Here is a 23,730-nt window from a genome sequence, read left to right as displayed (position 1 = left end):
GCCCAGGACTGCCGGCGGCTTTGTGACCCCTTCTGTGTGCGAACACGAAAAAAGCCCGCCGTTCGGCGGGCCTGGTCGAGGCGCTCGGGCGCGCTGGTGCGCCCACGGCCTGCAGGTTCAGTGGCCCGCAGATCAGTAGGTCTCCACGTGCCAGCGGTCGGCCTTCTTGAGCTGGGGCCGCAGCTCGCTCCAGTCGATGCCCTTGGCCGAAGCCGCGGCGGTCATCGCTTCGTCGATGCCGGGCTCCATGCCCCGCAGGCCGCACATGTAGACGTGGGTCCTGGAATCTTCGATCATCGTGAAGATCTCCTCGGCGTTCTCCAGCACCCGGTCCTGGATGTACATGCGGCCGCCCTTGGCGTTCTTCTGCTCGCGGCTGATCGCCTTGGTGTAGCGGAAGTTGTCCGGGAACTGGCTCTGGTAGTGCTCGAAATCGGCGTCGTAGAGCAGGTTGGCCGTGGTGGGCACACCCATGATCAGCCAGGCCTTGCCGCGGAAGTTCCAGCCGTTCTTCTCGCGCTCGGAAGGCTCGAACATGCGGCGCAGATAGGCGCGCATCGGAGCGATCCCCGTGCCGGTGGCCAGCATGATCACGTTGGCCTCCTCGTCTTCGGGCAGGAGCATCTCCTTGCCCACCGGGCCGGTGATCTTCACCTTGGCACCGGGCTCGATGTCGCACAGGAAGGTGGAGCAGACGCCGTTGATGGTCTCGCCGTCCTTCTCGTACTGCAGCTGGCGCACACAGAGGGAGACCGTGTGATCGGCCATGTTGTCGCCGTGGCGGGTGCTGGCGATCGAGTAGAGGCGCAGCTTGTGGGGTTTGCCGTTGGCATCGGTGCCGTCGGGAATGATGCCGATGCTCTGGCCTTCCACGTAGTGGAGCTGGGGATCGCCACCGGCCAGGTCGAAGGTGATGTGGTTCACCCGGCCGATGGCCCCCTCCGCCAGCAGGCTGTAGTTCTCGGTGACGGTGCCCAGGAACGGGTCCTTCGGCTTGTAGAGGTTGACGGGAACGGCGGCGTGGGACACGGCGGCGGGTTTCGAAGGAGCAGCGGCGGGGGCCGGGGCAGGGGAGGCTGCGGGGGCGTCGGTGGCCGTCGCCGAGAGCGCGCCGGCGACCTCGACGGCGGTGATGCGACCACCCTGGCGGGCGATGGTCTGCATCGTGCTCTGCAGCTGGGGGAAGGGCACCGTGAAACGTCGTTCAGCCTGACGTTGGCGGCCGATGCCGAAGGCTTCGACCACCACGGTGACCATGCGGCTGTCGGACTGAGAGGCGCTGCCCGTTGAAACACGCATGATGGCTGGGTCTCCGGCAAAAAATCCGGCTGATCATAGGAAACACACCGAACCGTCGATCTCTGGCGGAACGGCTTAGGTTTGTGCCGCAGCACACACAGCTCCCGTTGGCGCAGCTCCTCGCATCGCCTCTCGTTGCTCCGTCCTCGACTGCCGGGCCCGAGGCCCCTGGGCCGATGTCTTCCTTCAGCGGCAGCTGCAGTCTCGACACCATCCAGCAGGACATGGAGCGGCTGTCCCAGGGGACCCGCCGCCTGGCTGTGCAGCTGCGGCTGGGCCTCGAGCCGGATTTTCTCTGGAGCGTGCTGACCGATTACGCCAATCTCAGCCGCTTCATCCCCAACCTCGCCAGCTCCCGCCAGCTCTGGCGTCGTGGCAACCGGGTCTGCCTCGAGCAGGTGGGCACCCAGCAGTTCTGCGGGATGCGCTTCACCGCCAAGGTGGAGCTGGAACTCGAGGAAGACCGCGAAGCCGGTGAGCTGCGTTTCGCGATGAACCGGGGTGATTTCCGGCGCTTCGAGGGCATGTGGCGGATCCACCACGACGGCTCGATCACCAGCCTTCTCTACGAACTGATCGTGCAGGGCCGCCCCGGCATGCCGATCGGGCTGATCGAGCAGCGGCTGCGGGACGACCTGGCCAACAACCTGCGGGGTGTTCAGCTCGAAGCCATGCGCCGCGCCGGACTCGCCTGAGAACCGGCCTCATCAGCCCCCGCTGAGCCGGCGGAGGGACCTGGTATAGGACGTCCAGCGTGAGCGTTGCGCTTCCGCCCGCAACGGAAGCTGGATGCATACCCCCAAGGGGATTCGAACCCCTGTCGCCTCCGTGAAAGGGAGGTGTCCTAGGCCTCTAGACGATGGGGGCGAGGCCACAGCAGGAACGGCTTCAGGACTGGTGTCTTGGCCGTTGTGCTGATGGAAGGAAGCTACGGGTCAGGGTGACCCTTCGTCAAGGCAGCCTGGCGCTGTCCGGTCCAGACCGGCACGGTCACGTGGAAGCAGGCCCCTTCCCCCGGCTGGGACGCCACCCAGATCCGGCCGCCATGGACTTCGGCGATCCGCCGGCAGACCGAGAGCCCCACCCCGTAGCCCGAGGTGGTGTCGGCGGTCTGCGGCAGGCGCACGCGGTCCTGGAAGATCCGCTGCTGTTCCTCCGCTGGGATGCCGGGGCCGCTGTCGCAGATGCTCACCTGCACCCACTGGTCGGTGCGGTGCAGCAGGGTCAGGCTCACCTTGCCCTGCTCCGGGGTGTACTTGAAGGCGTTCTCCAGCAGGTTGAGCAGCACCTGGTGCATCCGCCGCTCATCGCCGAACACGTCCGGCAGGTCGGCCGGGATGTCGGTCACCAGGCGCAGCTCCCGCCCCACCCACAGCTTCTCCAGCTCCAGGATGGTTTCCGCCGCCAGCTTCCCCAGGCTCAGACGCTTCGGGTTGAACAGGGCCTCCCAGCGGGTCGTTCCCACCTCCAGCAGGTCCTTGGAGAGCTCCTCGATGTCGTTGAGCCGCCGCCGCACCACATCCTGGAAGCGGCGTTCATCGATCTGGCCGAGGGCGTGGCTCTGCATGGCCAGCTTGGCCGCCGTGAGCGGGGTGCGCAGTTCGTGGGCGACCATGCGGAGCAGGCGCTCCTGGACGCCGAGGCGCTCGATCAGGGTCTCGTTCTCCTGACGCAGCACCAGCAGTTGGTCCTCCAGTTGCAGTTCCCGCTGGGAGCGGCTGCCATCGAAGTCCAGGGAGTTCGGCTGCAGACCCAGACCCTTGACCGCCTCCACGTGCTGCCAGCGGGGCAGCCAGCTCTGCAGCCGCTGGGTGATCGGATTGCCCGCGAACACCTGTTTGGGGGGTGGGGCCAGCTTGACCAGGGCGGGGGTGGCCAGCAGCCGGTGCAGCTCCAGCAGTTCGGGCTGACGCCGGGGATCGGCGATCTCCAGGTTGACCTCGAAACCCAGCTCCTCCTGGCGGAGGAACTGGAGCAGGGTGCGCAGATCAGGACTGGCCAGATGATGGCTGGTAGCCACCAGCAACAACTGGAGAACCTGCCGCTCGCCGGGGAGCGCGCCTGTCAGCGAGGGATCCGTGCTCACGCAGCCACGTTATGGGGTCTGGGCATGGCCGGTCCATCGTGGCTATGAGAAAAGGAACGTGTCCTGACCGGTCGTCCGGATCAGGCCCCTTCCCAGGACTGGTGTTCCCAACCCATGCGCAGTGCCGCCCCAAGCCGGATCCAGCTGGACAGCAGCCTGCGGCGCTGGTTTTCCCGCAACCTGGGTCTGTGGCGCTCCCGCCGGCTGTATTTCTTCTCGGATGGGGAGGCCCTGCGGGTCGACATGATGCTGCGGGTGGAAGCCTTCTCCGAGCCGATCGAAGGGGAGGCCGCCTACCGGTTCACCTGGTGGCCCGACGAGGACCACGCCTTCTTCGAGCGCAAACCCCGCTTCGTTCCCACCGGCACCATGGAGGCCTACCTGTGTGGGCACCAGCTGCGGCGCAGCCGCGGCTACCTCTGCGGCAGCCCCACCAAGAGCCAGATCCGGCAGGTGGATGAGCACGAGCTGATCTTCGAGTCCCACTTCCAGGAATGGGACATCCTCGAGCACATCCGTCTGGTGGATCAGGACCGCTACCGCGCCCGGTCGATCTATTCCTGGCGGGACGGCGCCCTGGAGCTGGCGGAGACCCACCATGAGATCCGGGTCGAGGAGGCCGGGGTCGCCCTGGTGGCCTGAGCACTGGCTTCCCCTGCCCTGCCTGGCCGTTCCCTGGCTGTGCGTGCCCGCTCCGGTCGCCCCATGCCGCGATCGCCGGAGCGGGCGATGCAGCAGCATGGAACCATCCGGATCCGCTGCCTGGTGTTCCTGCTCCGCCGCTACGGCCTGCTGCTGCTGGCCCCTGCCCTGGCTCTGCCGTTGTGGTGGGCAGCCGCCCCAGCCCTGGCCGCTCCGGCCACCGAAGCGGAGATGGATCTCTACACCCGCATCGCCGCCGTCAACGTCTGCATCGCCCGGGCGGCAGGCGTGGAGTTCGACAAGGCCGTCGCCATCGCCGGGGAGACGATCGCCCAGGTGATCCAGGGCCAGCATGCCGGTGCCATCACCCAGGTGGGGGCCAAGCCCCTGAGCCTGGAGGATCTCCGCAAGGGATCGATCAACTCCGCGGTTCTGGGCGCCGCGGAGGTCTGCCCGAAGGAGGTGCCGGACGAGGTGCGCAGCATGGTGGATGCCGCCCTGAAGCAGGCCGGCGCCACCGAGACGCCCGAGACGCCGAAACCCGCCCAGACCCCACCCACCCGCAACTGAGCCCCATGGCCACGGTGCGCCTCGCGGACTACCGTCCCAGCCCCTGCCTGATCGCGCGCACCGACCTGACGGTGCGGCTCTTCGCCGATCACACCGAGGTCGACACCCGGCTGGAGCTCGTGCCGAACCCCGCGGGTTTCCCCGGCCCCCTGCTGCTGCGGGGGTTGGAACTGGAGCTGCTGGAGCTCCGGCTCGATGGCGTGGCGCTGGCGCCCCCGGCCTGCCGCCTGCTGGAGGATGGCCTGGTGCTCGAGGCCCCGCCGGCCCGGCCGTTCGTGCTGGAGAGCCGTGTGCGGCTCCACCCGGAGACCAACACCACCCTCGAGGGGCTCTACGTCAGCGGTGGGCTGTTCACCACCCAGTGCGAGGCCGAGGGCTTCCGGCGCATCACCTTTCATCCCGACCGCCCCGATCTGCTCAGTCCGTTCCGGGTACGGATCGAGGCCGATCGCCAGGCCTGCCCGGTGCTCCTCTCCAACGGCAACTGCATCGAGGCCGGCCTGCTGGAGGATCCCGCCGGCCAGGGGCGCCACTACGCGGTCTGGGATGACCCGTTCCCCAAGCCCTCCTATCTCTTCGCGCTGGTGGCCGGGCGCCTGGAGGAGGTGAGCGACCTGTTCACCACGGCCAGCGGCCGCCCGGTGAAGCTGCGCATCCATGTGGAGCCGGGCGATGCGCCGTACACCGCCCACGCGATGGCCTCGCTCAAGCGGGCGATGGCCTGGGATGAGCAGCGCTATGGCCTCGAATACGACCTCGACGAGTTCAACATCGTCGCCGTGCGCCACTTCAACATGGGCGCCATGGAGAACAAGAGTCTCAATATCTTCAACTCCAAGCTCGTGCTGGCCGATGCCGAAACCGCCACCGATGCAGAGCTCGAGCGCATCGAGAGCGTAGTGGCCCATGAGTACTTCCACAACTGGACCGGCAACCGCATCACCTGCAGGGACTGGTTCCAGCTCTCGCTCAAGGAAGGACTCACCGTCTTTCGGGATCAGAGTTTCACGGCCGATCTCCACGGCCAGGCCCTGAATCGCATCGAGAACGTTTCGCTGCTGCGCAACACCCAGTTCCGGGAGGATGCCGGCCCCACGGCCCATCCGGTGCAGCCGGACGCTTACCAGGCCATCGATAATTTCTACACGACGACGATCTACGAAAAGGGTGCTGAGGTGATCAGAACCCTCCACACCCTGCTGGGCGAGGAGACCTTCATGCAGGGCATGGCGCTGTATGTGAGCCGCCATGACGGCAGTGCCGCCACCTGCGACGACTTCCTGCAGGCGATGCTGGATGCCGCCGAGCGGGCCTGGGCCGAGGGCAGCCCTGCCCTCCCCAGCTTTTCCGGGGAGCAGTTCCGCCGCTGGTACCACCAGGCCGGCACTCCGGAACTGCACATCCGCCGCCACTGGGATGGCGAGGCCGGCCTGCTGGAGCTGCAGATCCGTCAGCACACCCCAGCCACGCCGGGGCAGCCGGACAAGCTGCCCCTGGTGATCCCCCTGGCGATGGGGCTGATCGACCAGGCGGGCCTCCCCCTGCCGGTGCGGTTCGAGGGGGAGGATCCCGATGCACTCCCCGGGTCCTCGCTGCCCTGGGGCCGGGGCACCCGCCTGCTGGTGATTGACCGGGAGGACCAGAGCCTGCGGCTGGTGGGGCTGCCCCGCCAGCCCCATCCGCCGGCCCTCTCGCTGCTGCGTGGTTTCTCGGCTCCGGTGAAGCTCGCGCTGGGTCGACCCAGCAGCGAGCTGGTGCATCTGCTGGCCCACGACAGCGACCCCTTCGCCCGCTGGGATGCGGCCCAGCTGCTGCTGCGCCAGGCGGTCCTCGCCCGGGCCGCCGGCCACCCGGATGGGGGGCTGGAGGAAGCCCTGGTCGTGGCGTTCCAGCGCATCCTGGAGGATCCCGTTCTCTCCGAGGCCAGCCGCAGTGTGCTGATGGCCCTGCCGGGCCTGCCGGAGCTGGAGGATGCCGCTGCCGAGCCGGATCCTCCGGCCCTGTTCGAGGCCCTGCTGGCCCTGCAGCGGCTGTTCGGCGAAGCCCTGGCCGATCCGCTGCGCTCCGCCCTGGACCGCTGCCGGCCCCAGTGGGGCCTGTCCTGGCCCGAGGGCAGCGGTGCCCGCCGTCTCACCGGCACGATCTGGGCCTGGCGGGCCGCGGCCGGCGATGCCGATGTGCTGCAGGCGGCCCGCCACGCCGTCGACGGTCCCTCGATGACCCTGGCCCGTGCCGGCCTGCGCGCCCTGCAGTGTCTGGCGGTGCCGGAACGGCAGGCTGCCCTGGAGGCCTTCTACCGGCGCTGGCAGGACCGGCCGGTGATCCTCGATGCCTGGTTCGCTCTGGAGGCCTCAGCCCCCTTCCAGGATGGGCTGGAGCGGGTGGCCCGCCTGCTGGAGCATCCGCGCTACGACCCGGCCGCGCCCAATTCCGTGCGGGCTGTGCTGGGGGGACTGGCGGGCAACACCCCGGTCTTCCACGCCGCCGATGGGCGGGGGTATCGCTTCATGGCGGCGCAGATCGCCGCGCTGGATCACCGCAACCCGATCACCGCCTCCCGCATGGCCAAGGTGTTCAGCCGCTGGCAGAGCTATGGCCCCGAACGCCGCCATCGCATGCGGGACGCCCTCTCCGAGCTGGCCGCCGCTGAGCTCTCCACCAACACCCGCGAGGTGGTGGACCAGTGTCTCGCGGCTGCAGAGGGCGTTGGAGAGGGCCCCTGAGCCCTGGCCTCTGCCCCTACCTGCTGCCGGGTAGGCCTGAGCGGATCTCCTGGTGCAGCCGGCGGAAGGCGGCGCGCCGCGCGGCGCCGCCCTCGGGTCCGGCATGGAGCCCCCACAGCCCCTCCCAGTAGAAGTAGATGACCCCATGGCCCCGGCCGGTGGCCAGCAGCACCTTCTCCCGCAGGGTGGCCATGTCCGGGGTGCGACCGCCGAAGCCCGCCAGGATGCCGATCTCCACGGGCATGCCCCAGCCCTTGGCCTTGACCAGGGCCGGCTGGTCGAGGTCCTTGGCGAAGCCCTTCACGGAGTAGGCGTAGTTCTGCACGATCAGGTCGTCGACCAGCTCCCCCACCGACCAGAGCTCCCAGTCCTGCAGCCAGCGGTTGTAGGCGAAGCGGAAGGGGCCGGGCGAGAGGCTGATCACCCGCTCCCGCCGAGGGGTGCGCCCGCCCTTGGCCGGGGTGGCGTCGAAATCCCGCAGCCGCTGGCGCAGCTCCCGCAGCAGACTGGTGAGCTGCTGGCGGCGCCACTTCATCCAGTAGCGGTCGAGGTGATTGTCGGGGGGCTCCCGGCCGGTCTCGGTGCGGTAGAGCTGGCGGGTGTAGGGGTCATAGCCCAGCTCCACCGGCCAGGCGAAATGGTCATCGAGCTGGATGCCGTCCACGCCGCAGCGCTGCACCACTTCGAGAATCAGGCCGATGAAGCGCTCGCGCACGCCGGGGTGGGCCGGGTTGAGCCACACCATCGTCTGGCCGTGCATCGGGTAGGCGGTGCTGCCGTCGCGGCGCTGGAGCACCCATTCGGGTTTCTCGCTCACGATCGCGGCCTGGCCCGGTTCCATCAGGCCGTACTCGAACCAGGGGATCACCTCCATGCCGCGGCGCTGCGCCTGGCGGGTCATCCGGCAGATCGGATCGAGGTTGGGGTTGGCCTTGGCCAGCGCCGGCTCCATCGGGGCGTGGCGCGAGCGGTGGAAGGTGGTGCCGCGGCTCCAGACGTTGGGGTAGAGGGTGGTGAAGCCGCTGTCGGCCAGGTCGGCCACGGCCTGGTCGAGGCGTGCCGGGTCGTAGTAGAGGGGGCTGGGGCTGTTGGTCAGCCAGACACCGATGCGCGGCTGCACGGGTGGCTTCTGGCGGGCTGGCGCGGGGCTCGGCAGGCTGAAGGCCGCCGCCAGCAGCAGATTCAGGCCCACCGGCAGCAGGGCCTTGAGGCGGCTGAACCGCTTCAGGGGCGCAAGGCGCGGCAGGGGCGCCAGGCGGGGCTGGGGCGCCAGGGGAGGGGGCGCCAGCGGGGTCAGCGGAACATCGAGCTGACCGAGCTCTCCTCGTGGATGCGCCAAATGGCCTCTCCCAGCATGTTGGCTACCGATAGCACCCGCAGCTGGGGGAAGCGGCGCTCCTGCGCCAGGGGGATGCTGTTGGTCACCACCACCTCCTCGAACAGTCCAGGCTCGGAGAGCCGTTCCGTGGCGGGCGGGGAGAACACGGCGTGGGTTGCACAGCAGAGGACCCGGGCCGCCCCGTTGCGGCGCAGCAGCCGGGCTCCCTGGCAGATCGTTCCGCCGGTGTCGATCATGTCGTCGATCAGGATGGCCGTCTTGCCGGCCACATCGCCGATCACGGTGAGGCTTTCGGCCACGTTGTGGGCAGCGCGGCGCTTGTCGATGATGGCCAGGGGGGCATCGTTCATCTGCTTGGCGAAGGCCCGGGCCCGGGCCACCCCACCCACATCCGGGGACACCACCACCACCTCGCCCAGGTCGAGGGTCTGGAGATAGTCGACCAGCACGGGTGATCCGTAGATGTGGTCGCAGGGAATGTCGAAGTAGCCCTGGATCTGGGAGGAATGGAGGTCCATCGCCAGCACCCGGTCGACCCCGCTCTTGGTGAGGAGGTTGGCCACCAGCTTGGCGGTGATCGATTCACGCCCGGCCGTCTTGCGGTCGGCGCGGGCATAGCCGTAGTAGGGAATCACCGCCGTGACCTGGCGGGCGGAGGCCCGCCTGCAGGCGTCCACCATGATCAGCAGCTCCATCAGGTGATCGTTCACCGGCGCGCAGGTGGGCTGCATCAGAAAGACGTCACAGCCGCGGATCGATTCCTGGATCTGGATGTAGGTCTCGCCGTCGGCGAAGCGCTTGATCACCCGCGGGCCGTCGGGAACCCCCAGGTAGGCGCCGATCTCGCGGGCCAGCTCCTGGTTGGACGTCCCGCTGAACAGCCGCAGGCGGCGGGTGTCGTGGCCTGGATCGGTGTGGGCGCGCTCCTGTGCCAGCCGATCAGCGGTGAGAAAACTGGTCACGGCGGGCGCGGGCGCGTCGGCTGAACCCCGATGGTAGAAGCGAGCCTGCCTGCTGGAGTGCAAATAACCATGACGCTTTCTGGCGGGCGGTTGCCCCCCTTGCCCCCCGCCCTCGTGTTGCTGGGCGCCGGCAGGGCCCCGGAGGTCGCGGCCCTGACGGCCACGGCCGGCCCGGTGCTGGCCTCCGCCCTCGCTCTGAGCCTGGAGGCACCGCTGCCGCCCGCCGATCCCCACGGGGGGCTGGCGGCCCTGGCGGAACGCGCGTCCAGCTCCGGCAGCGGAGCCCTGGTGCCGTTGCCGCTCGACCCCGGTGAGCCCCTGGCTGATGGCAGCACCTGGGCGGAGGCCCTGGGGGCCTGGCGGCAGCCTGCGCTGCTGCTGATCACCGCCGAGCAGCAGGCGAGCGGCCTCGCGGCGGCCATGGTCGCCCTGGCGCGTCAGGAGGGCGTGCCCCTGGCCGGCCTGATCCAGTGGGGCCTGCCCTGGCGGCCCGAGCTGCGGCGGCGGCAGGGCCTGCCCTGGCTCGGGGTGGTGGAGGCCAGTCGCCGCGGCGAAGCTGACGGGGCCCTGGAGACTCCCGATCTGGCCCTCGCCCTCGCCCTGGCCTGTGCCCGCCTCGATCTGGCCCCGGCGGCCGAGGGGGCGGCCGAGGGGGCGGACTAGGGGGCCTGGGCCCTCTCCCCAGCCGGTTCGGGCGGGGCTGGTTCGGGCCAGAGGGGATCCGGGGCCGAGCGGGCCATCTCCCGCAGCTGCTGGGGCCCGCCCTTGTCCTTGCCGCCGCTCCGGGGAGGGGCCAGGGGAAGGGTGCTGAACTGGGTGGGGGGATCGGCCCCAACGGACGCGGCCATCAGGCTCAGCACCTCGGCGGGGCTGAGGTTGGTGTCCACCTCCTCGCGCAGTTTCTCGACCAGCTCCGGCAGGGCATCGACCTGGCTCGTCAGGCTCAGCTCCTTGAGCAGGCTGCGCACCACCTCCTGCTGGTTGGCCAGCCGGCTCTCCACCGGCCGTGCCGGGTCGCGGTAGCGGGCCAGGTGTTCCAGCTGCTGTCCCTTGAGGCGCTGCAGTCCCCCCTGCAGATCGATCGTCAGCCCCTGGCGCTTGTCGCTGTAGCGCATGGTGGCGGAGGGGTTCACCTCCACCGAGCCGAGTCCGTCCACGAGGCTTCGCAGGGCGCCGCGGCTGACCACCAGGTAGCGGTCAGGCTTGCCGGGCTCCAGGCCCACCAGGTCCCGCACCGCATCGGCGGTGAGGGCGGGTCCCCCGCGCCGGTAGAGGCTGCCGAGGGGCAGGAGCTGCGTCTGGCCCGGCAGTTTCACGGCCAGGCTGGTGGGCACGCCCAGCACCTGCAGCGGTCCGCCGGGATTGACCCGCAGCAGCAGCAGCGCGTCGGCGTTGGCGGGGCCGGGGGGAGCGGCCTTGTTGGTGGGGTCGGTGAGCCGGTCGGCATCCACCCCGATCACCAGCACGGTCACGGGGCGGTTGGGGGGCTTGGCCAGATCCGCGATGCTCCGTTCCTGCTGGGCCTCCAGCCCCGGGTCGGGCTTCGACCAGAGGATCCCCAGCAGGCCCAGCCCGCCGAGGATGCCCAGACCCGCCAGTCCCAGCCGCACGGCCAGGCGGGCGCGGAGGGTTGGGCGGGCTGCCGTGGGCCTGGCTCCCCCGGCGCGGGGAGGCTGCTGCCCGGCGGTGGCGGCGGAAGGGGGCGAGGGGCGAGGGGGCATCGGGTTCGCTGGGCGCCCATTCGTCACGGGGCAACCACTTTGGCTCACCCCCTGGAGGGACGGTCCGTCTAGGTTGTGGTCCAGCGACAGGCCTTCGCGTGCCGGCCCCTCCACCATCCTCCGCCGGCCGCGTCCAGGCACCCCATGAGCGGGCCCGCCCCCTGGCCAAGGGGAGCATCTATCCGGCCAAGGACCTCTGCAGCCAGTGCGGCCTCTGTGACAGCCGCTGGGTCGCCTACGTGCGCGACAGCTGCGCCTTCCTCACCCAGCGTTTCGAGGCGATGGAGCGTGGGGCCCACGGCCGCAGCCGCGACCTCGAGAACGAGGACGAGCTCTACTTCGGCGTGCAGCAGCGCATGCTCACCGCCCGGCTGCGCCAGCCCCTCGAGGGGGCCCAGTGGACCGGCATCGTCAGCCGCATCGGCGTGCGGGCGCTGGAAACCGGCCTGGTGGATGCCGTGCTCTGCGTGGGCCAGAGTCCGGAAGACCGCTTCACGCCCGTGCCGCGGCTGGCCCGCACCCCCGCCGAGGTGCTGGCGGCCCGGGTCAACAAGCCCACCCTCTCCCCCAACCTGGAGGTGCTCGAGCAGCTGCCTGGCAGCGGGATCCGCCGCCTGCTGGCGATCGGGGTCGGCTGCCAGATCCAGGCCCTGCGGGCTGTCCAGCACACCCTCCCGCTCGACGAGCTCTACGTGCTCGGCCTGCCCTGTGTGGACAACGTGTCCCGCCAGGGTCTGCAGACGTTTCTGGAGAGCACGGTCAGTTCCCCGGAGACCGTGGTGCACTACGAGTTCATGCAGGACTTCCGCATCCACTTCCGCCACAGCGACGGCCGCACCGAGACGGTGCCGTTCTTCGGCCTGGACACCCCCAGGCTCAAGGATGTCTTCGCCCCCAGCTGCCTCAGCTGCTTCGACTACACCAATGCCGGTGCCGATCTCGTCGTCGGTTACATGGGGGCGACCTTCGGCCGCCAGTGGATCACCGTCCGCAACCCCCGGGGCCAGGTGCTGCTGGATCTGGTGGCGCCCGAGCTGGAGGTGGCCCCGGTCACCAGCCGCGGCGACCGGCGGGCAGCGGTGCAGCAGGGCATCGAGGCCTACGACCGGGCGGTCAGGCTCCCCCGCTGGCTGGCTGAACTGGTCGGCTTCTTCGTGCAGCGCATCGGTCCCCAGGGGCTGGAGTATGGGCGCTTCTCGATCGACTCCCACTTCACCCGCAATGCCCTCTGGGTGAGGCGTCACCACCCCGGCAAGGCCGACGCCCACATCCCCGCCTTCGCCAAGAGGATCATCAGCCGCTACCGGCTGCCGGCAGCGTGAGCAGCCCCTCGGGTTCGAACCGTCGCCGCTGCGGTGTCCTGCTGCACCCCACCGCCCTGCCGGGCCCCGGACCCTGCGGCACCCTGGGCGAGGCCGCCCATGCCTGGTTGGAGCTGCTGGCTCGCCATGGTGTCGGGGTCTGGCAGTTGCTGCCCCTCGCCCCGACCGACAGCACCGGCTCCCCCTACAGCTCCCCCAGCGGCTCGGCGCTCAATCCCTGGCTGCTCGACGTGGACCGGCTGGTCGCGGAGGGGGCTCTGACCGAGGCGGACCGGCAGGCTCTGCCCGACCATGGATCGAGCGAGCGGGTGGATCTGGCGCTGATGCCCGGCCGCACGGCCGCGCTGGCCGCCGCCCTGGCCCGGCGCTGGCCCCAGCAGCCCCCCGCGCAGCAGGCCGCCTTCCGCTCCTGGACCCTGCAGCAGAGCCACTGGCTGGCGGACCACTGCCGCTTCATGGTGCTGCGGGAGATGCACGGCAACCGGCCCTGGTGGCTCTGGCCGGCGCCGCTGGCCCGGCGGGATCGGGCCCCTCTGCGCCGCCTTGACCGGGAGCAGGCGGGCCCCCTGCTGGAGCAGGCCCTGTTGCAGTGGCATCTGCAGTGCCAGTGGGAAGCGCTGCGTCACCGCGCCCAGCAGCTCGACGTCGATCTGGTGGGCGATCTGCCCTTCTACGTGGCCCACGACAGCGCCGATGTCTGGTGCCACCCCGGCCTGTTCTCCCTCGGCGGGGATGGGGGGCTGGAGCAGCAGAGCGGGGTGCCACCCGACTACTTCTCGGCCACCGGTCAGCTCTGGGGCACCCCGGTGTACCGCTGGTGGCGCCACTGGCTCAGCGGCTTCGGCTGGTGGCTGGCCCGGCTCGGCCGTCAGTTCGCGCTGTTCGACCGGCTGCGGCTCGACCACTTCCGCGCCCTGGAGTCCTTCTGGAGTGTGCCGGGCGCGGACACCACGGCCACGAACGGCCGCTGGCGCCGCTCCCCCGGAGGTGTGCTGCTGGGGCTGCTCTGGCTGCGCTGCGCCCAGAAGGGTCGCCTGCAGAAGGATGGGCGGCTGCCCCTGATCGCGGAGGACCTGGGGGTCATCACCCCGCCGGTCGAGGCGCTGCGGGATCGTTTCTCCCTCCCCGGCATGAAGATCCTCCAGTTCGCCTTCAATGGCGACGAGGACAATCCCTACCTCCCGGCCAACATCCACGGACGACGCTGGGTCGTCTACACCGGCACCCATGACAACGCCACCACCACCGGCTGGTGGCAGGCCATGGATGGTGACGAACGCTGGCGGGTGGAGCAGGCACTGGGGGAGCCGATCACCGCCCCGGCCTGGCAGCTTCTCGAGGCCGCCATGGCCACGGAGGCCGACCTGGCCATCGCGCCGGTGCAGGACCTGCTGGAACTCGACGACCGCTCCCGCTTCAACACACCGGGCACCGGCTCGGGAAACTGGACCTGGCGGCTGCAGAGCCCGATCGCAAGCCTGGAGGGGCCCCTCAAGGGCCTCGGTGAGATGGCACGCCGCCACCGGCGGGCCTGAGCCCCCGCTGCGATGGGCCCCCGGGGTGGGCCCGGTTCGGCCCGGTCCACCCCCTACCGGTCGACCACCTACCGGTCCGGCCGGCGGTAGGTGGTGGGCTGCCCGGGGCTGGCCGTCACGGCGAGCCCATTCCAGCGGACCGCGTCCGCTTCGGCCGGAGCCGGGGTGAGGCGCAGGGTCCAGGGCCCACTGATCTCGAGGGCCAGTTCCCCACTGGCTCCCTTCAGTTCGGTCGTGACGCCGCGGCCGGTCTCCAGGCGCAGCTGGGCCGGTGAGGCCAGCCGCACCATCAGCTCGCCGCGGGCCTCCTCCCGCTGCTGCCGGGGGGTACCCGTTCCGAGCAGCTTGAGGCCCCGTCCGGCGGCCGCCCGGTCGAGGGGGCGGAGGTCGGGATAGATCGCCAGCAGCACCTGTTCGGCCCCGGGTTGCCGGGCCTGTTCCTCGGGGGGCAACGGTGGGATCGGCCGCAGCACCACCAGCCCTTCTGCCGCCAGCTGCTGTTGCTGCAGGTTGAGGCCATACACCAGCCCCAGGGTCAGCACCCCGTAGACCAGGGTGCCCTGCCAGGTGGTGAAGACGTCGATCGAGCCGGGGGTGAAGCGGCGCAGCAGACCCTCCCGCCGCCGGTTGTCGGCGGGGGCCGGGCTGGCGGGCAGCACCACCTCCAGGCTGCCGGGCTCCAGATCCAGATGCCGCTCGATCAGCGGCAGCATCGTGCGCAGGTAGGTCGCCTCGGGGAGACGGTCGCGCCAGCCCCGTTCCAGGGCCTCGAGCACGGGTGTGCTGATCCGGGTCTCCAGGGCGAGCTCCCGCAGGGTCAGCTGGCGCTCCTCGCGGCGTTGGCGCAGCCGCTGGCCGGCAGACACCAGCGGGTCTGCCGAGACCGCGTCAGCCGCGGGCGAGGTGCGACCACGGCCCCAGCGCCAGAACCGGCCGAAGCGCGCGCGCGGGGGGGCAGAGGGGCGGCTCAGGAGGGATGCTCGGCCAGGGCCTGCCATTCTTGGCGATCGAGGGCCCGCCAGTGCCCCTCGGGCAGGTTTCCCAGGCGCAGGGGGCCGATTGCCACCCGCTGCAGATCCCGCACGGGGTGCCCGAGGCCCTCGGCCGTGCGCCGGATCTGGCGGTTGCGGCCCTCCCCCATCACCACCTCCAGGCAGGTGGCCCCGCCGCTGCGGCGCAGCACCCGCACCGCCACCGGCTGGCTGGGCCTGCCGTCGAGCGGAACCCCTGCCGCCCAGCGCTTGAGGGTGTCGGCGGAGGGGACCCCCGTCACCCACACGCGGTAGCGCTTGCGGTGGCCATAGCGGGGGTGGCTGAGCCGCAGGGTCAGATCCCCCTGGTTGGTGAGCAGCAGGGCGCCGCGGCTGTCGGCGTCGAGGCGCCCGATCGGGTGGAGGCCCCGGCCCTCGCGCAGGTCGGCGGGGAGCAGATCCAGCACGGTGGGTCGGCCATGGGGGTCGGAGCAGGTCGACAGCAGGCCGACGGGTTTGTTGACCAGCAGCAGCAGCGGCTCGGCCGGCCCGGCCAGGGGACGTCCGTCGAGCGTGATGGCATCCCCCTGCTCCGGATCGGCCCTGTCGCCGAGCTGGGCGACGGCGCCGTTGACCCGCACCCGCCCGCTGCGCAGCAGGTCCTCGGCCCGCCGCCGCGAACAGATCCCCGCGGCGGCGATCAGTTTCTGGAGGCGCTCCCTGGCCATCACCCCATCGTGGGGGAGGACGGGAAAGTGGTGATAGGGTTACGAAACGAATCAGTTTCGTAACTCCCTTCCCCATGCCTTCCCTGCCGGTGGCCACTGCCGATGGCTCCGTCTTCCCTGGTGGTGCCGATCTGGTGCGCAGCTACCTGCGCGACATCGGCCGGGTGCCGCTGCTGACGCACGAGCAGGAGATCACGCTGGGCCGCCAGGTGCAGGAGCTGATGGCGATCGAGGAGACGGAGCAGGAGCTGACGATGCGTGCGGGCGGGACGCGTCCGAGTGCGGCGGAGCTGGCGAAGGCGTTGGGTCTGAGCGGCCCTGTGCTGCGCAAGCGCCTGCAGGCGGGCCGCCGGGCGAAGGAGCGGATGGTGGCGGCGAATCTGCGCCTGGTGGTGAGCGTGGCGAAGAAGTACACCAAGCGGAACATGGAGCTGCTGGACCTGATCCAGGAGGGGACCATTGGCCTGGTGCGGGGTGTGGAGAAGTTCGACCCGACGCGGGGTTACAAGTTCAGTACGTATGCGTACTGGTGGATCCGCCAGGGGATCACGCGGGCGATTGCGGAGAAGAGCCGCACGATCCGGCTGCCGATCCACATCACCGAGACGCTGAACAAGCTGAAGAAGGGTCAGCGGGAACTGAGCCAGGAGCTGGGCCGGACACCGACGGTGACGGAGCTGGCGGGGTATGTGGAGCTGCCGGAGGAGGAGGTGAAGGACCTGCTGTGCCGTGCGCGTCAGCCGGTGAGTCTGGAGACGAAGGTGGGGGATGGGGAGGATACGGAGCTGCTGGATCTGCTGGCGGGGGATGGGGAGCTGCCGGAGGAGCGTGTGGACGGGGAGTGCCTGAAGGGGGACCTGCGGGCGCTGCTGGAGCAGCTGCCGGAACTGCAGGGTCGGGTGCTGAAGATGCGCTACGGCATCGATCCGGATTCCGCCGAGACCTCTGAGCCGATGAGCCTCAGCGCCATTGCCAAGAACCTGGGCATGAGCCGCGACAAGACCCGCAATCTGGAGCGCAAGGCGCTCGAGGGCATCCGCTCCCGCTCCGGAATGCTCGAGGGCTATCTGGTGGCCTGAGTGGTTCCACCGTTCCGCACCCATTCCTCGGGCCGCTCCCACGCGGTCAGGCTGCGGCGCTTCTCGAGGTTCCGTCGGCCCCGGTAGCGGCGCTCTCCCCGATGGCGGCGCCACCAGGCCTCCGCCCGCTGGCTGTACTCGGCCTCGCGCAGGGCCCCGGGCGGGTGGCTGGCGAGACCATCGAGGATCAGGTCGGCCCGGCGCCGGCCGGACCCGTAGGCCCGGTTGAAGGCGGCGAAGGCCTGGCCCTGGGCCGCCGGGTCGTAGCGACTGGCCAGCAGCACGGTGTAGGCATGGTCATCGGCCTCGTGTTCGGCCGCCTTGCTGTAGGGCTGCTGCAGCACCACCCGCACCGCCGCATCCGCCAGCTGGCCCAGGCTGCGGGGGCCCAGCCGGCGGCTCAGCAGTTCGAAGCGCACGTGGGCGAAGCAGTGGCCGAGCTCCACATGGCCGATCTCGTGGGCCAGCACGGCCACCAGGGCGGCCTCGGAGTCGAGCAGGCTGAACAGCTCCCGGCACACCAGGATCACCCCGCCGGGCAGGGCCCGGGCGTTGGCGGCGCCACAGTCGCCGATCGCGTAGGCCCGGTAGGTGAACGGCCGACGGGTGCCGGGTCGCAGACCCTCGATGAGCTGATCGAGATAGGGCTGGTCCGGATCCCCTGGGCGCAGCTGGCTCTCGTAGCGCCGGTGCAGGGTCTGACCCAGGGCCTCTTCGTCGAGATCGCCCACCGGCAGCACCCGGTTGGCCAGCCGATCCACCAGGTGCCCGGGTGTGCCCAGCAGCTGGAAGGGGGTGGCCAGGGATGTCTCCAGGGGCGGGGTGGGCCTGCCCTGCCAGAGCAGCGCGATCAGGCCGGTGCCACCCAGCAGCAGCAGGGCCAGCAGGCCCAGCCGGAGTCTGCCGCCGGGTGCCTCCTTCATTCGAACCGGCTCCGGAAGCGGCTGGCGATCGCATTGATCGCCAGCATCAGCCCCCCGACGCCCACGAACACCAGGCCCCGCAGCCCCAGATCCGCCTGGGCCATGTCGATCGCCACCAGCCGGACGAGGCAGGCCCCCAGGCCGATCAGGGCGATCGTGCGGAACGGGGGCTCCCGCAGCACCGCACCGAGCACGTAGATCCCGAAGGCTTCCGCCGCCCACAGCAGGGTGAGCAGGGAGCGGTCGTAGCGGCTGGCGAGGTAGTACGCGACGGCGGCGAACAGGGGCAGGTAGAGCCAGCGGAAGGGATGGGGCGCCACCCGGCGCCCGATCCAGGTCAGCAGCGCCAGCCCGCCGGGATGGCGGAGCTGGTCGGGATCGAGCCAGCGGTGGGCCGCCACGATGAAGCCCACCTGCAGGCCGATCGCCAGCAGCCCCAGCGTCTGAGGCTGGGCCGCCCAGTGCGGACTCGGGGAGGGCAGCGTGCCCAGCATCGCCACCAGGGTGGCCAGGCCCAACCAGAACAGGATCACCGCGTAGACCTGCAGGCGACTGGCGAACAGCCGGCGCAGGGGGGGGCTGATCAGCACCAGGGCCAGGAACGACCAGGCCACCGGTCGCCAGAGCAGCCCCACCTCGCTGAGCACCAGGGCCGCCGTGGCCAGCAGGGAGCCCTCCAGAAGAGAGGGCTGGAGCCGCTCCCAGAGCTTCAGCTCCGCCAGGACCGGACGTGGCCGGAAGAACCACCCGTAGAGCAGCACCAGCACCGCCAGCAGCTCGATCAGCAGCCGCCCCCGCAGCGACAGCGGCCCGAGCTCCACGATCGCCGGACTCTGGCTGATCACCAGCAGATAGGCGCCGACGTAGGCCAGCAGGTTGAGCCCTGCCAGCCCGAGGGCGTGGGCGGCATCCCGGCCGGGCAGGCGATCCGCGGCCTCCAGCCAGAGCAGGGCCAGCAGCAGCCAGGCCACGCCCGGGATCAGCGGCGAGACGGGCTGGAACAGCAGGTGGGCGGCGAGGCCGAGCGTCAGGCCCAGCAGATCCAGCCCCAGCCAGCGGCCGGGCGGTGTGGAGCCGGCGAGGTCCCGGCCGCGGCCGCTGAGGTGCAGGCCCACGGCCAGGGCCGCAAGCGGGGTCAGCCGCAGCAGCAGGGCTCCCGGCGCCCAGGGCTGCCCGTTCAGCAGCTCCGGCCAGCTGAGCAGATGCACCAGCCCCGCCGCCGTCGTGCTTCCCGCCAGCAGGCCGGCGGGGCGCCAGCGTCTGGCCAGGAGCAGCAGGAGGCCCAGGGCCACGGCGGCTCCCCAGAGCGCTGCGGGTGCCGCCAGGCCTGCCAGGGTGCCGGTGAGCACCAGAGCCGGAGCCAGCCAGCCAGCCGTGGCCGGCCACGGCACCGGCAGGCCACGGCGCAGCAGCAGCCGCGGCAGGCCGGTGAACAGAGCGGCCTCCACCAGCAGCACCACGGCGTTGGGCTGGAGCGCCGGGAAGGAGGTGCCGACCAGGCGCAGCCCGATGGTGGCGAGGGTCAGCACGGCAGCGGTGCCCTGCAGCAGGCCCCAGCCCAGTCGCCGGCAGGCCGTGGCCTGCCGGTTGGCCAGCAGCAGCAGGGCCAGCAGGGTGAGGGGCAGCAGTCGCGGCAGCAGGGTGGGCCAGGACCAGGGTCCCGCCACCAGCACCCACAGCCAGAACTGGGCATGCAGGGCCACCACGGCGCCATTCAGCCCCCCCCGCAGGCCGGGGGTCTGCCAGCGACGGGCCAGCAGCAGCAACCCGCCGATCACCCCCAGCAGCAGGGCCGGCCGCCAGGCCGGCGCACTGGTCAGGCCGATCGCCACCCACAGCGGCGGCCCGGCCAGCCAGCCCAGCAGGGGCGGCAGCGGCAGCGGCACCTCCCGCCGGTGCAGCAGTTCCTGGCTCCCGGCCAGCAGCAGGGCCGCGATCAGCAGCACCGAGGTGGTCTGCGCTGGGGAGGCGGCAAAGCCCGGCAGCTGCAGGTCCAGGCGGCCCGCCAGAGCCTGGAGCAGCGTCAGGGTGGTGAGCGCGGCGGCGCTCAGACCGCTCAAGGCCCAGCCGAGGCGACGAATCCAGGGGGCCTGCTCCACCACCCCCAGCCACAGGAAGGCGAGGCTTTCCGCCTGCAGCACCAGCAACAGGAGCGGCAGGTCGGCGATCAGGGGCTGCAGGCTGAACACGGCCGCCACCGCGAAGCCCTGGGCCCCGAGGCTGTCGGCGAGCTCCAGCCACGCCCAGCCGTTGCGGCGGGAGCGCCGCGCCAGCAGCAGGGCCGTGAGGGCGCCGAGGCCGAGCACCGTGGCCCGCAGCACCGCCTGCCGGGGGTAGAGCAGCAGGGCCAGCCCCAGGGCGCCCCCCTGGCTGATCAACACCGCCAGGGGAAGGGGCTGCAGGCGGGGGGAGAGCCAGCGGGGCTGGTGCTGGAGCAGGATCCCGCCTCCGAACACCAGCACGGCGCTGAGCGCACCGAGGAGCCGCAGGCTGGCGTCGTCGTCGTCCAGGAAGGGTTGGCTTCGCACCACCCAGGCGAGGTGGTACAGGGCATAGGCCCAGGTCACCACCAGTTGATGGGCGTTCCAGCGCCGGCCCCCCGGCAGGCGGCTGCCCAGCAGGCACACCAGGGTGGCGATGACCAGGGTGAGGCCCGACTGGGGGACGATCGCCAGCGGCACCAGGTTGACCACCACGTGCAGCGCGGCGATGGTCTGGGTGCGGGCCAGGGTCGCCAGCGCCAGGTTGACCAGCACCGCCAGGCCGATCAGGACGAGGGAGAGGTCCTGGCGCTCCGTCCATTGCAGACCCAGCTGGGGCAGGGTGCCGGCGGCGGTGCAGGCGAGCAGGAGCAGGGCCCCGGCTCCGCTGCGCATCCAGGTGGTGAGGTTGCGCCAGGGTTCCCGCTGACCGACCGCCAGGGAGGGTGCCGCCAGTGCCAGGGCAACCACCACCGTGAGCAGGAACCGTTGCAGGGGCCTGAGCAGCAGGGCCGCGTTGATCACCGTGAAGGTGATCCCCGCGACCAGCACGACCACCCCGAGAATCCCGGTCCAGTTCTCGACCAGCAGGCTCTCCACCCGCTGCCGCAGACCGGGGCCCTGGCGTTGCGTCGCCGGGGTGGGCCGGGCTGGCCGGGCCGGCTTCAAGCCAGGTCGCCGGGGGGGCTCGGTTCGCGCCTCGGGTCGCCGGATCGGGCCTGCGGGCTCCGGTGGGGGCGGTTGTGCTGCCGGCGGCGCGGGGGGTGGCAGCTGGGGCAGCGGTGTTTCGGCTGGTGGTGTCTGCGGTGAGGGCCGCGCTGCAGGGGGCTGGGCGATGCGGCCCTCGAGCGTCGCTACGGCCTGCTCGAGCCGGCGCAGCCGTTCACGCAGCGCGTTGCGTTCCCGGATCAGCAGGGCCAGACCCACCAGTCCGAGCAACACCAGGAAGCACACGGCCGGGTCCGAACCTGTCCCCGTGGGTTAGCCGAGCTGCGGGCCGCTGCCCACACCGTCGTGATATCCGGAAACCCCGGAAGCCGCGAATCCGGTGCGCGCCGGGGTCAGAAGAACTGGTCGAAGTTGTCGAAATCGACGGCGCTGAAGGTGCCGTTCTCGACCTGCGCCATCAGCCGCTCCAGTTGGACCCACAGGGCGCCGGCCGTGCCGATCGAGAGCACGAACGACACCAGCAGCGCCGCTCCCGAGGAGAAGCCGAACACCTGGAGGCTGCCGCCGATGAAGAGGGTCACGCCGATCACCACCCCGATGTAGGGCAGGGTGGTGGCGCCATTGCCGAGCGGCAGCAGCGCCAGCCGGTCCTGCTTCCATCCCTCCAGGCGGTTCTGCACGAGACGGGCGAAGGTGAGGCCGCAGAGCACGCTGATCGCCAGCCCCAGGCCGGCCAGCACGTAGGGGGGCTGCAGCAGGGGCGCGTACTCGAGCAGGAACTCCTGGGCATCCAGATCGCCATAGCTGCCCAGGGCCAGATCGGCGGCCGCCTCGCTCAGGTTGACTGGCGCGGAGCTCGGCTCGAAGGGCACAGGATTCAGGAACTGGCACCAGCGACCCTAGCCGCGCCGGGTGGCGGCGCTCAGGCTGGGGCGCTCAGGCTGGGGCAGTCAGGCGGCGGCGGTCAGGGGATTGAGCCGGGCCAGCAGGCCGCTGGCCAGTTTGCGGGCGCTGAAGGTGCGCCGAAGCAGGTCGGCGAGGGCCCGGAGATCGTCGGTGTGCAGGCGGTCATCCCGCACCAGGGTGAGCAGCAGACGCTGGCGCAGGCTGGCCCCATCCGGTCCGAACAGCAGCTTCAGGCCCGAACCGACAACCGGCAGCAGGTCCGTACTCGGGCCGTCATCCTCGAGCACCCCGAGCAGGCTCTCGAGGCGCTCGATCCGCAGGCGACCGTCGCGGTCGAACAGCACCTCGAGCAGTTTCTCGCGCATCTCCGCGGTGTCCCCGGCGAGCAGGCGACGGGCCACGTAGGGATAGGCCACCCGGATGATCTTGAAATCGGGGTCGAGCCGCAGGGCCAGGCCCTCCTGGCTCACCACCGCCCGGATGATTAGGGCGAACCGCACCGGCACTCGGAAGGGGTAGTCGAAGACCAGTTCGGAGAAGCGGTCGGTGATCGTCTTGAAGTTGAAGTCGCCCACGTTCTCGCCCAGGGCGCCACCCAGCACCTCCTCCAGGGCCGGGAGAATCGGTTCGAGATCGGTGCTGGGGTGGAGAAAACCGAGGGTGACGAAGTCCTGGGCGAGGGCGCGGAAATCCCGGTTGATCAGGTGAACCACAGCCCCGGTGAGGGTGAGGCGATCGGCATTGCTGATCGAATCCATCATGCCGAAATCCACATAGCCCACATGGCCGAGGGGACCGGTGCGGCCGGGCAGGGCGAAGAGATTGCCGGGGTGGGGATCGGCGTGGAAGTAGCCGAATTCCAGCAGCTGCTGCAGGCCCGCCACCACGCCGGTGCGGATCAGGGCCGTGGGGTCGAGGTGCCGGGCTTCGAGCACCTGCCGTTCCTGCAGCTTGGTGCCGTGGATCCAGCTGGTCGTGAGCACCCGTTGGGTGCTCAGCTGGCGCTCCACCCGCGGCACGGTCACCTCGGGATGGCTGGCGAACAGGGCGGCGAAACGCTCGGCGTTGTCGGCCTCCTTGCGGTAGTCGATCTCGTCGAACAGGGTGCGACCGAACTCATCGATGATCTCGTCGAGCCCGAATCCCAGATTCAGCGGCAGCAGCGGTGCGGTGAGGATGGCCAGCAGCCGGATGATCACCAGGTCCCGCCGCAGGATCAGGGGCAGATCCGGCCGCTGCACCTTCACGGCCACCCAGTGCCCGTCCGGCAGCAGGGCCTTGTACACCTGCCCCAGGCTGGCGGCCGCCACCGGGTAGTCCGGGAAGAGCTCGAACAGCTGCTCCACCGGGGCCCCCAGCTCCGCTTCGATCGTCCGCAGGGCCACGGCCTGGGGGAAGGCGGGGAGGTTGTCCTGGAGCTGGGTGAGCTGATCGAGCCAGTCCCGCCGCACCAGGTCGGGCCGGGTGGAGAGGGCCTGCCCCACCTTGATGAAGCAGGGGCCCAGGCTGGTGAGGGTGTCGAGGATGCGCTTGCCGAGACGCTGCTGGACGCGGCGGTCGGTGCTGCTGCCCTGCACCAGCAGCGCCAGGGCCAGGCTGGCCAGTTGCCAGAGCACGAAGACGAGCCGTCCGACCAGCATCCCGGGGCGCCTCAGCAGCCAGCGCAGGTCCTCCCGGGGGGCGTAGCCCAGGGGAGCGGGGACCGCCGGGGTCCCGGGGCTGGCTGCGGCGGTCAAGGGCAGGGTCGGATGGGGACCGAGACTCTAGAAACGCGG

The 23,730-nt window shown here is 70.8% G+C and carries 19 protein-coding genes and 1 tRNA gene; 8 read left to right on the top strand and 12 right to left on the bottom strand.

Annotated elements, in window-relative coordinates:
* Window positions 1-132: 132 nt before the first annotated feature.
* Window positions 133-1,299, bottom strand: coding sequence for a phycobilisome linker polypeptide (locus ACLNEE_RS01980; RefSeq protein WP_412006722.1), 1,167 nt, complete (start codon window positions 1,297-1,299; stop codon window positions 133-135).
* A 176-nt stretch (window positions 1,300-1,475) separates the two neighbouring features.
* Here ACLNEE_RS01980 and ACLNEE_RS01975 point away from each other — a divergent pair, with 176 nt between their 5' ends.
* Window positions 1,476-1,994, top strand: coding sequence for an SRPBCC family protein (locus tag ACLNEE_RS01975; RefSeq protein WP_411422250.1), 519 nt, complete (start codon window positions 1,476-1,478; stop codon window positions 1,992-1,994).
* Window positions 1,995-2,093: 99 nt separating this feature from the next.
* Here ACLNEE_RS01975 and ACLNEE_RS01970 read toward each other — a convergent pair.
* Both ACLNEE_RS01970 and ACLNEE_RS01965 read right to left on the bottom strand, forming a co-directional pair.
* Window positions 2,094-2,166, bottom strand: a tRNA-Glu gene (locus ACLNEE_RS01970).
* 61 nt (window positions 2,167-2,227) lie between these two features.
* The gene (locus ACLNEE_RS01965) at window positions 2,228-3,385 is read right to left on the bottom strand and encodes a histidine kinase (RefSeq protein WP_411422251.1); all 1,158 of its coding nucleotides are present in this window, start codon (window positions 3,383-3,385) and stop codon (window positions 2,228-2,230) included.
* Between the two features lie 114 nt (window positions 3,386-3,499).
* On the opposite strand from ACLNEE_RS01965, the gene ACLNEE_RS01960 reads away from it, so the two are divergent.
* The 3 genes from ACLNEE_RS01960 (at window position 3,500) to pepN (ending at window position 7,320) form a co-directional block, all read left to right on the top strand.
* Window positions 3,500-4,027, top strand: a complete 528-nt coding sequence (locus tag ACLNEE_RS01960) for a hypothetical protein (protein WP_411422252.1) — start codon at window positions 3,500-3,502, stop codon at window positions 4,025-4,027.
* Between the two features lie 63 nt (window positions 4,028-4,090).
* Window positions 4,091-4,597 (top strand): hypothetical protein, encoded by a 507-nt coding sequence (locus ACLNEE_RS01955; RefSeq protein WP_412006721.1) that lies wholly within the window; start codon window positions 4,091-4,093, stop codon window positions 4,595-4,597.
* Window positions 4,598-4,602: 5 nt separating this feature from the next.
* Window positions 4,603-7,320 (top strand): aminopeptidase N, encoded by a 2,718-nt coding sequence (gene pepN, locus ACLNEE_RS01950; protein WP_411422254.1) that lies wholly within the window; start codon window positions 4,603-4,605, stop codon window positions 7,318-7,320.
* Window positions 7,321-7,336: 16 nt separating this feature from the next.
* Here the strand turns inward: pepN and ACLNEE_RS01945 are convergent, their stop codons facing one another.
* Together ACLNEE_RS01945 and ACLNEE_RS01940 are read right to left on the bottom strand one after the other, a co-directional pair.
* Window positions 7,337-8,659 carry a glycoside hydrolase family 10 protein gene (locus ACLNEE_RS01945; RefSeq protein WP_411424720.1) on the bottom strand — a complete coding sequence of 441 codons (1,323 nt, stop codon included), beginning with the start codon at window positions 8,657-8,659 and terminating at the stop codon, window positions 7,337-7,339.
* Entirely contained in the window at window positions 8,614-9,594 is a 981-nt protein-coding gene (locus ACLNEE_RS01940; protein WP_411424721.1) for a ribose-phosphate pyrophosphokinase, read from the bottom strand. The genes ACLNEE_RS01945 and ACLNEE_RS01940 overlap by 46 nt, the downstream gene beginning before the upstream one ends.
* A 126-nt stretch (window positions 9,595-9,720) precedes the next feature.
* Here ACLNEE_RS01940 and ACLNEE_RS01935 point away from each other — a divergent pair, with 126 nt between their 5' ends.
* Complete coding sequence (locus ACLNEE_RS01935; protein ID WP_412006720.1) at window positions 9,721-10,284, top strand: hypothetical protein; 564 nt, start codon at window positions 9,721-9,723, stop codon at window positions 10,282-10,284.
* Here ACLNEE_RS01935 and ACLNEE_RS01930 read toward each other — a convergent pair.
* Window positions 10,281-11,342 carry an LCP family protein gene (locus ACLNEE_RS01930; protein WP_411424775.1) on the bottom strand — a complete coding sequence of 354 codons (1,062 nt, stop codon included), beginning with the start codon at window positions 11,340-11,342 and terminating at the stop codon, window positions 10,281-10,283. The two genes, ACLNEE_RS01935 and ACLNEE_RS01930, sit on opposite strands and share 4 nt — an antisense overlap.
* Window positions 11,343-11,440: 98 nt before the next feature.
* Between ACLNEE_RS01930 and ACLNEE_RS01925 the strand changes: the two genes are divergently transcribed.
* Both ACLNEE_RS01925 and malQ read left to right on the top strand, forming a co-directional pair.
* The gene (locus ACLNEE_RS01925; protein WP_412006719.1) at window positions 11,441-12,664 is read left to right on the top strand and encodes a Coenzyme F420 hydrogenase/dehydrogenase, beta subunit C-terminal domain; all 1,224 of its coding nucleotides are present in this window, start codon (window positions 11,441-11,443) and stop codon (window positions 12,662-12,664) included.
* Window positions 12,661-14,199, top strand: coding sequence for a 4-alpha-glucanotransferase (gene malQ / locus ACLNEE_RS01920; protein ID WP_411424525.1), 1,539 nt, complete (start codon window positions 12,661-12,663; stop codon window positions 14,197-14,199). Before ACLNEE_RS01925 ends, malQ begins: the two co-directional genes overlap by 4 nt.
* Window positions 14,200-14,267: 68 nt before the next feature.
* Here malQ and ACLNEE_RS01915 read toward each other — a convergent pair whose 3' ends face one another.
* Window positions 14,268-15,065, bottom strand: a complete 798-nt coding sequence (locus ACLNEE_RS01915) for a helix-turn-helix domain-containing protein (RefSeq protein WP_412006718.1) — start codon at window positions 15,063-15,065, stop codon at window positions 14,268-14,270.
* Window positions 15,066-15,166: 101 nt separating this feature from the next.
* Entirely contained in the window at window positions 15,167-15,898 is a 732-nt protein-coding gene (locus ACLNEE_RS01910) for a pseudouridine synthase (protein WP_411424527.1), read from the bottom strand.
* Window positions 15,899-15,972: 74 nt separating this feature from the next.
* On the opposite strand from ACLNEE_RS01910, the gene ACLNEE_RS01905 reads away from it, so the two are divergent.
* Complete coding sequence (locus ACLNEE_RS01905) at window positions 15,973-16,977, top strand: RpoD/SigA family RNA polymerase sigma factor (RefSeq protein ID WP_412006717.1); 1,005 nt, start codon at window positions 15,973-15,975, stop codon at window positions 16,975-16,977.
* Here ACLNEE_RS01905 and ACLNEE_RS01900 read toward each other — a convergent pair.
* The 4 genes from ACLNEE_RS01900 to ACLNEE_RS01885 form a co-directional block, all read right to left on the bottom strand.
* Window positions 16,962-17,900 (bottom strand): M48 family metalloprotease, encoded by a 939-nt coding sequence (locus ACLNEE_RS01900; protein WP_411424528.1) that lies wholly within the window; start codon window positions 17,898-17,900, stop codon window positions 16,962-16,964. The two genes, ACLNEE_RS01905 and ACLNEE_RS01900, sit on opposite strands and share 16 nt — an antisense overlap.
* Window positions 17,897-21,322, bottom strand: coding sequence for a hypothetical protein (locus tag ACLNEE_RS01895; RefSeq protein WP_412006716.1), 3,426 nt, complete (start codon window positions 21,320-21,322; stop codon window positions 17,897-17,899). Before ACLNEE_RS01895 ends, ACLNEE_RS01900 begins: the two co-directional genes overlap by 4 nt.
* Before the next feature lie 119 nt (window positions 21,323-21,441).
* A complete protein-coding gene (locus tag ACLNEE_RS01890; protein WP_411423910.1) occupies window positions 21,442-21,921 on the bottom strand; it encodes a hypothetical protein in 480 nt (159 codons plus the stop codon).
* Window positions 21,922-21,999: 78 nt separating this feature from the next.
* The gene (locus tag ACLNEE_RS01885) at window positions 22,000-23,691 is read right to left on the bottom strand and encodes an ABC1 kinase family protein (RefSeq protein WP_411423911.1); all 1,692 of its coding nucleotides are present in this window, start codon (window positions 23,689-23,691) and stop codon (window positions 22,000-22,002) included.
* Between the last annotated feature and the right edge of the window lie 39 nt (window positions 23,692-23,730).

The organism is Aphanothece stagnina RSMan2012 (assembly GCF_046764815.1).
In the GTDB taxonomy this organism is placed as follows: Bacteria; Cyanobacteriota; Cyanobacteriia; order PCC-6307; family Cyanobiaceae; genus NIES-981.
This window is presented reverse-complemented; position numbering and strand designations above follow the sequence as displayed.

What these genes read in the sequence shown, in the direction of transcription:
- ACLNEE_RS01975 (WP_411422250.1), top strand. Translation starts at nt 1,476, where the DNA reads ATGTCTTCCTTCAGCGGCAGCTGCAGTCTCGACACCATCCAGCAGGAC.
- ACLNEE_RS01900 (WP_411424528.1), bottom strand. Translation starts at nt 17,900, where the DNA reads ATGAAGGAGGCACCCGGCGGCAGACTCCGGCTGGGCCTGCTGGCCCTG.
- ACLNEE_RS01910 (WP_411424527.1), bottom strand. Translation starts at nt 15,898, where the DNA reads ATGGCCAGGGAGCGCCTCCAGAAACTGATCGCCGCCGCGGGGATCTGT.
- ACLNEE_RS01980 (WP_412006722.1), bottom strand. Translation starts at nt 1,299, where the DNA reads ATGCGTGTTTCAACGGGCAGCGCCTCTCAGTCCGACAGCCGCATGGTC.
- ACLNEE_RS01905 (WP_412006717.1), top strand. Translation starts at nt 15,973, where the DNA reads ATGCCTTCCCTGCCGGTGGCCACTGCCGATGGCTCCGTCTTCCCTGGT.
- pepN (WP_411422254.1), top strand. Translation starts at nt 4,603, where the DNA reads ATGGCCACGGTGCGCCTCGCGGACTACCGTCCCAGCCCCTGCCTGATC.
- ACLNEE_RS01955 (WP_412006721.1), top strand. Translation starts at nt 4,091, where the DNA reads ATGCCGCGATCGCCGGAGCGGGCGATGCAGCAGCATGGAACCATCCGG.
- ACLNEE_RS01960 (WP_411422252.1), top strand. Translation starts at nt 3,500, where the DNA reads ATGCGCAGTGCCGCCCCAAGCCGGATCCAGCTGGACAGCAGCCTGCGG.
- ACLNEE_RS01930 (WP_411424775.1), bottom strand. Translation starts at nt 11,342, where the DNA reads ATGCCCCCTCGCCCCTCGCCCCCTTCCGCCGCCACCGCCGGGCAGCAG.